The organism is Paenibacillus sp. EKM212P (assembly GCF_011066115.1).
Taxonomy (GTDB): domain Bacteria; phylum Bacillota; class Bacilli; order Paenibacillales; family Paenibacillaceae; genus Paenibacillus; species Paenibacillus polymyxa_B.
In genome coordinates this window covers 73,447-87,850 of the sequence record NZ_JAAMNR010000004.1, presented here as the reverse complement: position 1 = coordinate 87,850, position 14,404 = coordinate 73,447, and the positions used below count along the sequence as shown (strand labels likewise).

Genomic DNA, 14,404 nt, shown 5'->3' with positions numbered 1-14,404 from the left:
ATCAAGCTATGCTCTGACGTACATTTTTTTGCAGAGAGGTTTGAGCTATGGTCAAAAGAATAAAGCTTCGCACACTGCTAATAGGGGGATGTATTACCCTCTTTTTTCTTGTTCTGCTACTTAAGGTATTTTGGATTCAAGTTGTGAGCGGGGAGTACTGGCATAACCTGGTAGTTAATCAAGTGGAAAGAGATCAGGTCATTCAGCCCAAGCGTGGAACCATTACGGACCGTAAAGGAAACGTATTGGCTACGGATGCACCGGCTTATACGGTAGTTGTCAATCCTAGCATCATTCAGGAGTATGATTTGGAGAATGAGGTTGTAGCTAAGCTGCACCAGTTACTCAAAACGCCTGAGGATGAGCTGAGAGGACATCTTTCTGCAAAGGATAAAAAGGGGAACTACTTAAAAAATCGCGAGATTCGTAATGGGGGCTGGAAGGTAGACCCTGAGATCAAGGCACAAGTGGATACGTTCAAAGAGTATTTGAAGGATAAGTATGAAGTAATTGGAGCTGTGGACACTGTTCAAGAATCCAAACGCTATTATCCGGAAAATAAGCTGGCTTCCCATGTTCTTGGCTATCAAAGAAAAGATGGCACAGCAGGTATGGGGTTGGAAGCTTATTATAATAAAGAGCTCTCGGGGACGGCTGGAAAGCTTCTGTATCAGCGGGATCGGAAGGGAGTTCCTCTTCAAGGATCGGAAAGTGTCTATGAGCCGGCACAAAATGGTAAAAATTTAAAGCTGACGATTGACGATACAATTCAGTATTATATAGAGGATGCCATGCAGGAAGCTATTGCAAAATACAACCCTAAAACGATGACTGTAGTAGCTGCTGATCCCCAGACGATGGATGTCCTTGGTATGGCAACTTATCCGAATTTTAATCCCAATACATATGGGAGTACACCCTTGGAATATTTCCGTAATAATGCTACTCAATCTATCTACGAGCCTGGCTCCACGTTTAAGATTGTAACCTTGGCAGCTGCGGTTCAAGAAAAGGTGTTCAATCCAAATGAATCTTACCAATCTGGTATGATTCGGGTCGGAGGCTGGGATATTCGTGATGTAAGCCGCAACTGGGGAACGTTAACCTATCTTCAGGGAGTCAAGCGCTCAAGTAACGTTGGTTTCGTCCATCTGGGACTGGATAAGTTGGGTGGCGAGAGACTGAAGAAATATATTAATAACTTTGGATTCGGCGTGAAAACGGGCATTGATCTTCCGAGTGAGTCTACCGGAGCTATTACATTCCATACCCAGTACAAATCCGAGGTCGCAACCGCTTCATATGGACACGGACGTGTTCAGGTGACGCCAATCCAGCAGGTAGCTGCCATCTCGGCAATTGCTAACGGAGGGAAGCTGATGCAGCCTCATCTGGTGAAGGAAATCATCAACCCAGATACAGGCGAAGTTCAGACGATTCAACCGAAGGAAGTCCGCCAAGTGATTACTCGGGAATCGGCAGTCCAGACAAGCAGCTATCTAGAGCAGGTCGTATCTGACCAAGAAATTGGTACGGGACGTCTTGCTTATATTGACGGATATCGTGTAGCTGGTAAAACAGGTACGGCGACGAAGGTCGTCGGAAAAGTATATGACCATTCGAAGGATGTCGTGTCCTTTATAGGTTTTGCACCGGTAAATGATCCGAAAATAGCTGTTTTGGTTGTTATGGACGAACCTAACAAATCGGTAGGCGGCGGTACAGCAGCAGCACCTGTATTTAAAAAAATTGTATCCCAATCGTTGCAATATATGGGGGTTCCAAAAACGGGAACTAAAACGAATAAATCAGGTGCCGCTGTTGTAAAAACAGTGAATTTGCCAACGGTACCAACATTAACTGGTCAGGTGAAGAAGGATGCGCAAAATGCATTGCTCAAACAGGGAATTGCCTATGAAACGGTAGGCAAAGGCTCCAAAATTGTTCGCCAGTATCCTGAAGCAGGCGTCAAAATGAAACCCGGACAACGCATTTACTTGCTGACTGAGGATAGTGCCAACATGACTATTCCTGATTTTACAGGTGTTTCGTTGCGTGACACACTTCAAGTTCTGACCCTTATGAAGGTTGGTGTGCAGGTAAGCGGCGAAGGTTATGTTGTCTCTCAAAAGGCGCAAATGGTAAATGGAAAGCGGATGGTCAGCGTGACGCTTCAGCCGGCCAAAGAAACGGTGACCGGAGTGAAACCGGAGGAAACACAGGACTCGACCAATGGAGTTGCAGCTAACCAGACCGGCAGCGCAACAAAAACGGAGGTCGATACTAAAACCGATTCCGGTACTACTGCTGATGCTGGAACAGACTCGGGAGCTCCTAAGGGAGGAATATCTGCTGTTGCAGATGAGGAAAGTGCTGCTGCGATTAAAGGCGAGGATAACTGATAGCTTGTTCTAATGTCCGTTCTTTTGAATATTCATGAGGTAAGACATGTCATGAGTATTTGAGGAACGGAGGGAGCGCGTTTGAAAAAATCTAACGTGACCATGCGGCGGAGGCTGGTATGGGGGCTAATGGGATTATTTGTACTGTTTGCGGCCTTGTCGATCCGGCTCGCCTATGTTCAATTGGGTAAAGGAGGCGAGCTCTCGGCCAAGGCTGAGGATTCGTGGCGCCGCAATATTCCATTTGCCGCCAAGCGTGGCGAAATTTTGGATAGGCAGGGTACGGCGCTGACCTATAATGTCAGTTCGCCGACAGTCATGGCGATACCAGTACAAATTAAGAAGCCGGAAGAAACGGCACGCAGGCTAGCGCCCTTGCTGGATATGAGTGAGGATAAAGTACTCAAGCTGATTACCAAACGAACAGCAAGCCAAAAACTTCAGCCCGGCGGACGAAAAATTACGATGGAGAAAGCGCAGCAAATTCGTGATTTGAAGCTGCCGGGTATCGTTGTTGCTGAAGACAACAAACGTTATTATCCTTATGGTGATCTAGCGGCTCATATTCTTGGGTTTACAGGAATTGATAATCAAGGGCTGACAGGCGTAGAGAAGCAGCAAAACAGTAAGCTTCGGGGAATCGACGGAAGCATTGCGTATTTATCGGATGCAGGTGGTCGTCTAATGCCTGGTTCTTCTGAAAAATACATTGAACCGAAGGATGGACTGAATTTACAATTAACCATTGATAAGTCTGTGCAGTCCATTATGGAACGGGAGCTTGACCAAGCCATGGTCAAATTTCAGGCGAAGTCCGCGTTGTCTATAGCTATGAACCCTAAGACGGGTGAAATATTAGGCATGGCTGGACGACCAAGCTATGAGCCAGCGCAATACAAGCAATATGCGCCTGAAATCTATAATCGAAATCTGCCTATCTGGATGACATATGAACCTGGGTCTACTTTCAAAATTATTACACTGGCGGCTGCCTTGGAAGAAAAGAAGGTCAATCTCAAAAATGACCGTTTTTTTGATCCGGGATATATTGAAGTCGGTGGAGCACGCCTGCGTTGCTGGAAGAAAGGCGGACATGGAAGCCAAACTTTCCTTCAAGTGGTGGAGAATTCTTGCAACCCCGGTTTTGTAACATTAGGGCAGCGATTAGGTAAAGAAACACTGTTCAAATACATTCGCAATTTTGGCTTCGGCAGCAAAACGGGGATCGACATGATTGGTGAGGGCAACGGTATTTTGTTCAAGCTTCCTCAGGTTGGTCCTGTAGAGCTGGCGACAACCGCTTTTGGTCAAGGGGTGTCTGTTACTCCGATCCAGCAGGTTACGGCTGTATCAGCGGCAATCAATGGCGGTAATCTTTATAAGCCTCACATTACAAAAGGTTGGGTTCAGCCGGGAACCGGAAAAGTGCTGGAAAAAGTAGAGCCAGAACTGGTACGTAGGGTTATTTCAGAGGAAACCTCCCGACAGGTAAGGGAAGCGCTGGAAAGCGTCGTTGCTAAAGGTACAGGTCGTCCTGCTTTCATTGAAGGCTACCGGGTGGGAGGTAAAACGGGGACAGCACAAAAGGTGATTAACGGGCGTTATTCTTCCTCGGAGCATATTGTATCCTTTATTGGTTTTGCACCGGCGGATGATCCGCAAATCGTCGTTTATACCGCTGTCGATAACCCGAAGGGCATTCAATTCGGCGGGGTGGTTGCTGCGCCAATCGTGCAAAATATTTTAAAGGACGCGCTGATTGCCTTGAAAATACCGCCTCGCACCAATCAAATTGCCAAAGAGTACAAGTATGGAGAAAATCCAATCGAAACGGTACCTGATCTGGTAGGTGCTACTGCAGCTGATTTGTACGAAGATATGAATATGAACTTTATGCTCGTCAAATCTGGGTCAGGCAAGACGGTCGTGAGTCAGGCGCCGAAGCCGGGCTCCAGATTGGAGCGGGGATCAACGATCCGTATTTACATGGGGGATTGATAGGTTCATTTTATACCATACTATGAATAACGAGAGAGCAATGGAGGAATGAAAGATGCAGCTTCAACAATTGGCTTCACTGCTGGCCGTCTCCCGTGTGGTGGGTGACGGTACAGTGGATTGCCGAGGAATCGGGGCGGATTCACGTCGAGTGCAACAGGGAGATTTATTTCTATGTTTGCCAGGTTTTACAGTGGACGGACATGACTATGCTGAGCAGGCAATTGCGTCCGGGGCGGCAGCTTTGGTCGTTGAACGGGAACTGGATGTACCTGTTCCGCAGCTTGTAGTTAAGGATGCACGACATGCCATGGCGGTTTTGGCGGATTATATGTTTGATTCACCGAGCCGACGCATGCGCATGATCGGCATAACCGGAACCAACGGTAAAACAACGATAACTTATTTGATTGAAAAGATCATGAAGGATGCCGGGGTGAACACCGGACTGATTGGTACGATTCAAATGCGTTACGGAGGCCAGTCTTACCCAATGTCTGGCACTACGCCCGAAGCGGTGGAACTGCAACGTTATCTCGGAAATATGGCAGAGCAGGGGGTTCAATGCTGTGTCATGGAAGTATCCTCACATGCGTTGGAGCAGGGCCGCGTCAAAGGAACTGATTTTCGCACCGCTATATTTACAAACCTGACGCAGGACCACCTGGACTACCACAACACAATGGAGGAGTACCGTGCTGCAAAAGGACTTTTGTTCTCTAGGTTGGGAAATGCTTTCTCGCGGGATGCATCAGATAGCAAATATGCTGTTCTGAATGCAGACGATCCGGCTTCTTCCTATTTGCAGGCTCAAACTGCGGCCCAAGTGATTACATACGGCGTAGAAAAGGAGTCTGATGTGCAGGCATCTCGTATCACTATAGGTTCCAAGGGAACCTCCTTCCATGTGTCTACTTTTAAAGGAGATACCGATATTGAGCTTCGAATGGTGGGCAAGTTCAATGTGTACAACGCACTGGCGGCCATTACCGCTGCTTTGCTGGAAGGAATCTCGCTAGTGGATATCAAGCGCAGTCTAGAGTCTATCGCAGGCGTAGATGGGCGGGTAGAGCCTGTAGATGCGGGTCAGCCCTTTGCTGTTATTGTAGATTATGCCCATACACCGGACGGATTGGAAAATGTCCTTCGCACCGTAAAGGAATTTGCGGTCGGTAAAGTATGGTGTGTATTTGGATGCGGCGGTGACCGGGATCGTACAAAACGTCCGTTGATGGGGAAAATTGCTGCGCGTTACAGTGATCATTCGTTTATTACTTCCGATAATCCGCGAACAGAGGACCCAAAAGTGATTTTGAAAGACATCGAACAAGGGTTGATTGACGAAGGTGTACCCGCAGAACGATACGAATTGATCGTGGATCGCAGAACTGCAATTCATAAAGCTGTTGAAATGGCAAGCCCTGACGATGTAGTATTGATTGCGGGAAAAGGTCATGAGACTTACCAGTTGATCGGAAAAACGGTGCATGAATTCGATGACCGCATCGTAGCCAAAGAAGCGATAAGGGGTTTATCCAAGTGATGAAAAGAACAATCGGTCAGATTGCATCTATGTGTGGAGGAACACTTCACGGAGAAGCGGACGCCGAACAGATGGTCGAAGGCGTTTTTACAGATTCTCGCAGGCCGCAGAGCCAAGGGTTGTTTGTTCCACTCGTGGGCGAACGGTTTGATGGACATAATTATGTGCAGCAGATCGTAAGCGAGGCAGGTGCAGCTGCATTTTTATGGCAAAAGGATCATGGAGCACCTCCGGCTGAGAATGCTATTGAGGTAGAGGATACGTTAGAAGCCCTTCAGCATCTAGCAGCTGCATACTTACGCGAAATTGGCGTTTCTGTCGTTGGGATCACGGGAAGCAACGGCAAGACGACAACGAAAGACATCGTAAACGCTCTGCTGGGCACGACTTTTAAAGTACACAAAACCGAAGGGAATTATAACAATCATATCGGTTTGCCTTTAACTGTACTTTCCATGCCGCAGGATACAGATATTCTCATTCTGGAGATGGGCATGAGTGGGCGCGGAGAGATTCGTCTGCTGGCTAATATCGCTCAACCAGATGTAGCTATCATAACGAACATAGGCGAATCGCACTTGCTGCAGCTTGGTTCTCGAACGGAAATCGCTCGTGCAAAGTTGGAGATTACAAGTGGCCTTAAGCCTGGTGGTTTGCTGATCTACAATGGGGATGAACCACTGCTTTCACAAGTGTTGGCGGAGTCTGAAACGGTCAAGCCTGAAGGTTTAAAATTGTTTGCGTTCGGGCTAGCTACAGGAAACGATGACTATCCGACTGAAATCACTTCGGATGAAGAAGGTAGCTTATTCATAACAGCCCAATCTGGCAAAGAGGCTTTCCGGCTTCCCTTGCTTGGACAGCACAATGTTGTAAATGGTTTGGCAGCACTGGCGGTAGCGCGTCATTTCAATGTCGATGCAGACCAAATACGTAAAGGGTTGTCGTCTTTAAAACTGACGGGCATGCGCATTGAGGTCGTGAACTGTCCTAATGGACTTACCGTGCTAAACGACGCTTATAATGCCAGCCCGGCTTCAATGAAGGCCGCAATTCAGACGTTGTCTGCATATAAAACGGACGGACGTAAAGTCGCCGTACTTGGTGACATGCTGGAGCTGGGACCTGAGGAAAAGCAATTCCATGAGGAAATTGGAATTTTTGCGGCAAAGCACGACGTAGAGGTACTGTATACCTACGGTGCGTTAGGCACTTCGATTGCGCAGGGTGCGCAAGGGTTGATGCCAACTGCTAACGTGCACGCTTATACAGATAAGCAAGAGCTGATCCAGCATTTGCAGGTTCATCTCCACGCCAATGATATTGTGCTGGTTAAGGCATCCAGAGGGATGCGGCTAGAAGAAATTGTGGATGCGCTGAAAAACGGTCCGCTACAGAACTGATGTTGACGAGAGGGAGACTCCCATGGATATTCAATTATTACTGCTGACGATCGTCGTATCGTTTATACTGGCGGTCATTGCCGCTCCACTGCTCATTCCGCTGCTGCGGCGAATGAAATTCGGCCAGCAGGTCCGGGATGACGGGCCACAAAGCCATCTTAAAAAGATAGGTACGCCTACAATGGGCGGTATCGTGATTCTGGTGGCTTTTACACTGACCTTTCTTAAGTTTTCAGCTATCAAAAATACGGACTTTTACGTTCTGCTGGTTGCTACGCTCGGTTTTGGGCTGATCGGCTTTTTGGACGACTATATCAAAATTGTATTCAAACGCTCGTTAGGTCTGACGGCGCGTCAAAAGCTGTTTGGGCAATTATTGTTCGGCGCAATTATGTGCTGGCTTCTGCTTAGCAATGATCATAGTACTGCGATCGGCATCCCTGGAACGTCATGGTCATTTGATTGGGGCGGCTGGTTTTATTATCCGTTCATCATTATCATGATGCTGGCGATTAGCAATGCTGTCAATTTCACGGATGGGCTGGACGGGCTGCTGTCCGGTACAAGTGCCATTGCCTTTGCTGCTTATGCCATTGTCGCGATTCAGGCAACCTCGCTTCCGGCAGCAGTATGCTCAGCGGCTATGATTGGCGCTGTACTCGGATTTCTCGTATATAATGCTCATCCAGCCAAGGTGTTTATGGGTGATACAGGCTCGCTGGGAATCGGCGGCGCCATAGGTGCCATTGCCATCGTTACGAAAAGCGAAATTTTGTTCCTCATTATCGGTGGTGTATTCGTAATTGAAATGCTGTCCGTAGTCTTGCAAGTAGCTTCCTTTAAAACACGTGGCAAGCGTATTTTCAAAATGAGCCCAATTCATCATCACTTCGAGCTGTCCGGCTGGTCCGAATGGCGCGTAGTTATTACATTCTGGGCTGTAGGACTGCTGTTGGCAGGACTCGGACTTTATCTCAACAAGGGGTTGTAGACAAATGAACCATCCAGACGCATACAGAGATCAGGAAGTCGTCATTATCGGTCTGGCTAAAAGCGGCGTGCAAGTTGCCAAGGTGCTGCACCAGGCCGGAGCCAAGCTGACAGTCAATGATAAAAAGGATAGGAAACAATGTCCCGAAGCTTCTGAATTAGAGGCTTTGGGAATTTCCGTTTTATGTGGGGGTCACCCAGAAGGGCTAATTCATCCTGGAGTGAAGCTGGTTGTCAAAAATCCAGGGATTCCTTATACGGCCCCTCCCGTACAGAAAGCTGTCGAGCTCGGCATTGAGGTCGTGACCGAGGTTGAGGTCGCCTACCATCTATGTAAAGCTCCGATCATCGGAATTACTGGCTCCAACGGAAAGACGACCACGACCACTTGGGTAGGCAAGCTGTTGGAAGCATCCGGCATGAATCCAATCGTGGCTGGTAATATCGGTACGCCCGTATGTGAGGCGGCTGTGGATGCCAAGTCGGACGAGTGGATGGTTGTGGAGCTGAGCAGCTTTCAGTTAAAAGGAACAAAAGATTTCAAGCCCACTGTGGCCTGCCTGCTCAATGTAGCTGAGACCCATTTGGACTACCACGGAGGCATGGAGGACTACGTTGCATCCAAGGCGCGTCTATTTGCCAATCAAACGGCAGCGGATACTGCGGTGGTGAACTGGGATGACCCTGTCTGCCGGGAGCTCGTACCCTATATAAAAGCGAAGCTGCTTCCGTTCTCTATGACAGAACGTTTGCAGGAAGGGTTGTTCGCTGACCCGCCATACATACCGGATGTGACGGACGATATTGAACGTAGCATCGTATACCGCGATGGAAATGGTGTGCTGCATCCCATTATAGGCGTAGCTGAGATTGGACTTCCCGGTCGTTTTAACGTAGAAAATGCTCTTGCTGCTTGCGCAATCGCCATTGCTGCAGGCGCAGAATCAGCGAATTTGGCGGAACCATTAAGTACTTTTCGCGGCGTCGAACATCGGCTTGAATATGTTTTAGAACACGCTGGTGTAGCTTATTACAATAACTCCAAAGCAACCAATTCGAAAGCAACAATGATGGCCTTATCCTCCTTTAAGCAACCGATTGTACTCATTGCCGGAGGATTGGATCGCGGCTCTGATTATACAGAGCTCGTACCTTCCTTGCAGGAAGGTGTGAAAGCCGTTGTGCTCTTGGGTGAGACACGGCATAAGCTGGCTGAGCGGGCCCATCAGGCCGGAATAGAGCATGTCAAGGTCGTCGATAATGGGGAGGATGCCGCCGCTACGCTCGTGGAGGCTGTGAACAAGGCTGCTGAATTTGCTGAGACGGGAGATGTAGTATTACTCTCACCCGCCTGTGCAAGCTGGGATATGTTCCGATCCTATGAAGAGCGTGGACGTATTTTTAAAGAGGCGGCGCATAAATTGTAAGTAGGGGGGTTGGATAAGCCCCTACTTTTATGCAAGGGGTGGCCTCCTGATGAAGCAATCTCGTCCAGCGCCGGATCTATGGCTTTTCGTTTGTATTGTAAGCTTATTAGCCATCGGCATGGTTATGGTATACAGTGCGGGCGCCGTCCTCGCTTTTCACGAGTACGGGGACTCCTACTATTTTGTAAAGCGGCAATTGCTGTTTGCAGGGCTCGGCCTTGTAGCGATGTACTTTACTGCCAGAACGGACTACCGGATCTGGCAGAAATATGCCAAGGTCGTGTTGTTGATCTGTCTAGCGCTACTGGTTGCCGTATTAATTCCCGGCATTGGTGTAGTAAGAGGCGGGGCACGAAGCTGGCTCGGTATTAGCTCTTTCGGCATTCAGCCTTCCGAGTTTATGAAGCTGGGTATGATTCTTTTTCTCGCTCGTTGGCTCAGTCGTCCTGACTATGATATTAGCTCTTTTACGCGCGGCCTGTTGCCCCCGCTTGGACTCATGGGACTGGCTTTTGGGCTTATTATGCTCCAGCCCGATTTGGGCACAGGCACGGTAATGATGGGAGCGTCCATGCTCATCGTATTTACGGCAGGCGCGCGTATGAAGCATCTCGGTCTGCTGGCTTTGTCGGGAGCAGCAGGGTTTGCTGCACTGATTGCAGCTGCGCCTTATCGACTCCAGCGCATCACCGCTTTTCTGGACCCTTGGTCCGATCCGCTTGGCGCAGGCTATCAAATTATTCAATCGCTATATGCGATTGGTCCTGGCGGGCTGGCGGGCTTGGGACTCGGCATGAGTCGACAAAAATATAGCTACGTTCCTGAGCCGCAGACTGATTTTATTTTTTCCATTTTGGCGGAGGAGCTTGGCTTTATCGGTGGAATGACGGTGCTGGGGCTCTTTTTGGTCCTCGTATGGAGAGGAATGCGTGTCGCTATAACTATTCCGGATACCTATGGCAGTTTGCTTGCGGTGGGTATTGTCGCAATGGTCGCCGTACAGGTCGTCATTAATATTGGTGTCGTTATCGGTTTAATGCCGGTGACAGGAATAACACTGCCCTTAATCAGCTATGGAGGTTCTTCTCTGACCTTAATGCTAACAGCTCTGGGCATTTTACTAAATTTATCACGTTATGCGAGGTGAACGTTTATGCGCGTCGTGTTGAGCGGCGGCGGTACCGGAGGGCATATTTATCCGGCGCTGGCCGTAGCCAGACAGTGCGAAGAGATTGATCCGGACGCTGAATTTTTATACATTGGCGGTCAACGAGGACTCGAAAGCAAGTTGGTTCCTCAGGAAAAAATTCCATTTGAGGCTATTGATATCACAGGATTTCGCCGCAGCTTGTCTGTGGAAAATATAAAAACGATCATGCGCTTTTTCAAAGGGGTTCGCAGATCCAAAGCATTATTAAAGAAATTTAAGCCAGATGTCGTTATTGGCACTGGGGGATATGTATGCGGACCCGTCGTTTATGCAGCTTCCAAGTTGGGAATTCCCAGCATTATTCATGAGCAAAATGCAATTCCAGGGTTGACTAATACATTTCTGAGTCGCTATGTGGATACAGTGGCTGTTAGCTTTGAAGGCTCAGAAGGAGCTTTCCCCAAAGCTAAAAATGTACTGTACACTGGGAACCCGCGTGCTACAACAGTTCGTTTGGCTAACCGGGATCGGGGATTTGCTACAATTGGGGTTCCGATGAACAGTTCGGTCGTCCTTGTGGTCGGTGGCAGCAGGGGAGCGAAGGCCATTAATGACGCCATGATTGCAATGGCTCCGCAACTTTCACAACTGAAAGACGTCCATTTTGTATATGTAACCGGTGAATCTTATTATGAGCAAACGCTGGATAGCATACGGAATCAGATCGGCTCATTGCCCAATCATCTACATGTGCTTCCCTATATTCACAATATGCCAGAGGTGCTGGCTTGTACCTCATTAATTGTTAATCGCGCAGGTGCTTCCTTCTTGGCAGAGATCACATCGTTGGGCATTCCGTCTATTCTGATCCCATCACCTAATGTGACGAATAACCATCAGGAGGCTAATGCTCGTACACTTGAAAAGGCAGGCGCATCCGTCATGATTGTAGAAAAGGAACTGAGTGGTCCGGCTCTGTTTCAATCTATAGCGGGAATTATGAAGGATGAGGCACGGCGAAGTCGCATGGCAGAGTCGGCGTCTGCGCTCGGCAAGCCTGACTCAGCAGATATTTTAGTAAAAGAAATGGAACGTCTTGCCCATAAAAGGTAGTCTGCAGCGCAGAATTGGGCGGTTGTCACACACCGGATGGTATTTACATAGGATACCCTATAGATTGTGACCATCACTCAGGCTGCCGGTTGTCAGGTGAGAGCCTTACAACCATGCTGGGCAAGCAACAAGGAGGTTTCAGTACAATGCAGCAATGGATGCCATTATTAGCGGAGCATGATATCGGAAAAGTGCTGGAGCATGAGCCGCTGTCCAAATATACGACATGGAAGATTGGAGGCCCTGCGGATGCACTTGTCATCCCGGATACCAAAGAGCAGCTGGCAAGAGTTTTGAAGCTGGCTAGCGAGCACGGAATTCCCTGGATGCAGTTGGGGCGGGGCTCCAACATGCTCGTCTCTGACAAAGGGATACGGGGACTTGTGATCAAGCTGGGGCCAGGATTTGATTATGTTCATTTTGAGAATGAACAGATCGTTGCTGGAGGAGGCGTTTCACTGGTCAAACTGTGCGTTATGGCCAGCAAGCAGGGCCTGTCCGGTCTTGAATTTGCTGGTGGTATCCCAGGATCAGTCGGTGGGGCTGTCTACATGAACGCCGGTGCCCATGGGTCTGATGTGTCACAAATATTCCAGTCCGCTGAGATTGTGCTGGATACAGGGGAATTGGCTGTGTACGATGCTGACAATATGCATTTCAGCTATCGTCACTCCGTGTTGCATGAGCAACGTGGAATGGTGACAGAGGCAGTGTTTCGGATGAAGCGGGGCGATCGGGAGGAAATTTCATCAGCGCTTGCGGCTTTTAAAGACCGCCGTCGGCTGACCCAGCCGCTACAGTTAGCTTGTGCAGGAAGCGTGTTCCGTAATCCTCCAGGTGACTATGCTGCTCGTCTTATTGAGAGCGCAGGTCTCAAGGGCTTGAAGGCGGGAGGCGCTGAGGTATCTGTACAGCATGCCAATTTCATTGTAAATACCGGTCAAGCGACAGCAGAGGACGTGCTTACCCTAATGAAGCATATTCAAAGTACAATATCATCTCAAACCGGCATCAAGCTAGTTCCGGAGGTTTTCGTAGTGGGTGAGCGGTAAACTCGGAGGTGATACATTGGACAAATTGGTGATTGAGGGAGGCCGTCCCCTGTCAGGCACCATACGTATCCATGGGGCAAAAAATGCGGCACTACCTATTCTTGCAGCGAGCTTACTTGCACAAGGTAAGGTAGAAATTCGGAATGTGCCCCATCTTTTAGACATTAAGGTCATGCTGCACATCCTTGAAAGACTCGGCTGTACATGCCGACATGAAGAGGAAACGGTATACGTGGATACGTCGTCCGTCCGAACGTTCCAAATTCCGGAAGATTTGATGAAGCAAATGCGCTCATCTATCTTTCTGATGGGACCGCTGCTCGCCAGATATGGAGAAGTTTCCATTTACCAGCCCGGAGGCTGCGCCATAGGCGAGCGCAAAATTGATCTTCACCTAGAGGGCTTAAAAGCTCTTGGCGCAGAGATAGAGGAAAAAGACGAGCAAATTACGTTTCGAGCCCACAAGCTAATCGGCTCGGACATCCACATGGATTTCCCGAGTGTAGGTGCAACGGAAAATATTATGATGGCCGCTGCGTTGGCTGAAGGACGAACAACGATCACCAATGCAGCGAGGGAACCGGAGATTCAGGATCTGCAAAACTTCTTGAATGCCATGGGAGCCCGTATTATTGGTGCTGGAACCGACACGATTACAATCACGGGGGTCAGCCGCCTCAATCCGTGTACGTATGAGGTCATTCCTGACCGCATAGTAGCTGGAACGGTTATGATTGCAGCTGCAGCTACACGAGGAAGTGTGTCGCTGACCCACTGCAATCCATCCCACTTGTCTGCTCTGATTCACGTCCTCAGGCGGGCTGGTGTTCAAATCGGCATCTTGAATGATATAATGACCGTAAGTTGTATGAGTCGTCCCAAAGCAGTGGAGAGGATCGTTACCTCCCCTTACCCGTCTTTTCCGACAGATTTGCAATCTCAGGTCATGGTTCTGCTTTCTTTGGCGGACGGATTTAGTGTCATGAAAGAGACCGTCTTCGAAAGCCGATTCAAACATGTGGATGAACTAAATGTAATGGGTGCTGATATTACGGTTGATGCAAATGCTGCTTTTATAAGAGGAGTTTCTCGTCTGTACGGGGCTACGGTAGAGGCTACCGATCTGCGGGCAGGGGCAGCGCTGGTCATAGCGGGTCTAGCGGCTCAAGGACGTACTATTGTCGAGCAGGTTCATCATATTGACAGAGGGTATGACCGGATCGAACGTCTTTTCCAGGGACTGGGTGCCCGAATGAGCCGTCAGTCTCCGGTGCCGGAGCACCTGGATTTCGTAAATTAATGCCTGTAATGTCCCTCCGTTAACGG

The 14,404-nt window shown here is 48.8% G+C and carries 10 protein-coding genes; all 10 read left to right on the top strand.

Features of this window, described 5'->3' with window-relative positions; translation table 11 throughout:
- Window positions 1–47 precede the first annotated feature (47 nt).
- The 10 genes from G9G54_RS12905 (at window position 48) to murA (ending at window position 14,378) form a co-directional block, all read left to right on the top strand.
- Window positions 48–2,402, top strand: a complete 2,355-nt coding sequence (locus tag G9G54_RS12905; protein ID WP_165178385.1) for a penicillin-binding transpeptidase domain-containing protein — start codon at window positions 48–50, stop codon at window positions 2,400–2,402.
- Window positions 2,403–2,483: 81 nt separating this feature from the next.
- On the top strand, window positions 2,484–4,400 hold the full coding sequence (locus tag G9G54_RS12900; RefSeq protein ID WP_069289990.1) for a stage V sporulation protein D: 1,917 nt from the start codon (window positions 2,484–2,486) through the stop codon (window positions 4,398–4,400).
- A gap of 55 nt (window positions 4,401–4,455) precedes the next feature.
- Window positions 4,456–5,943: a UDP-N-acetylmuramoyl-L-alanyl-D-glutamate--2,6-diaminopimelate ligase gene (locus G9G54_RS12895; protein WP_069289989.1), complete on the top strand. Its 1,488-nt coding sequence runs from the start codon at window positions 4,456–4,458 to the stop codon at window positions 5,941–5,943.
- Window positions 5,943–7,346: a UDP-N-acetylmuramoyl-tripeptide--D-alanyl-D-alanine ligase gene (locus tag G9G54_RS12890; RefSeq protein WP_165178744.1), complete on the top strand. Its 1,404-nt coding sequence runs from the start codon at window positions 5,943–5,945 to the stop codon at window positions 7,344–7,346. Before G9G54_RS12895 ends, G9G54_RS12890 begins: the two co-directional genes overlap by 1 nt.
- A gap of 22 nt (window positions 7,347–7,368) precedes the next feature.
- Window positions 7,369–8,337 (top strand): phospho-N-acetylmuramoyl-pentapeptide-transferase, encoded by a 969-nt coding sequence (gene mraY / locus G9G54_RS12885; RefSeq protein ID WP_013311092.1) that lies wholly within the window; start codon window positions 7,369–7,371, stop codon window positions 8,335–8,337.
- Between the two features lie 4 nt (window positions 8,338–8,341).
- Window positions 8,342–9,763 (top strand): UDP-N-acetylmuramoyl-L-alanine--D-glutamate ligase, encoded by a 1,422-nt coding sequence (gene murD / locus G9G54_RS12880; protein WP_165178384.1) that lies wholly within the window; start codon window positions 8,342–8,344, stop codon window positions 9,761–9,763.
- Between the two features lie 49 nt (window positions 9,764–9,812).
- Window positions 9,813–10,910 carry a stage V sporulation protein E gene (spoVE, locus tag G9G54_RS12875; protein WP_061828513.1) on the top strand — a complete coding sequence of 366 codons (1,098 nt, stop codon included), beginning with the start codon at window positions 9,813–9,815 and terminating at the stop codon, window positions 10,908–10,910.
- A 6-nt stretch (window positions 10,911–10,916) separates the two neighbouring features.
- A complete protein-coding gene (gene murG / locus G9G54_RS12870) occupies window positions 10,917–12,026 on the top strand; it encodes an undecaprenyldiphospho-muramoylpentapeptide beta-N-acetylglucosaminyltransferase (protein ID WP_061828512.1) in 1,110 nt (369 codons plus the stop codon).
- A gap of 146 nt (window positions 12,027–12,172) precedes the next feature.
- Entirely contained in the window at window positions 12,173–13,078 is a 906-nt protein-coding gene (gene murB / locus G9G54_RS12865; RefSeq protein ID WP_069289985.1) for a UDP-N-acetylmuramate dehydrogenase, read from the top strand.
- Entirely contained in the window at window positions 13,068–14,378 is a 1,311-nt protein-coding gene (gene murA, locus G9G54_RS12860; protein ID WP_172828261.1) for a UDP-N-acetylglucosamine 1-carboxyvinyltransferase, read from the top strand. Before murB ends, murA begins: the two co-directional genes overlap by 11 nt.
- Window positions 14,379–14,404: the final 26 nt, after the last annotated feature.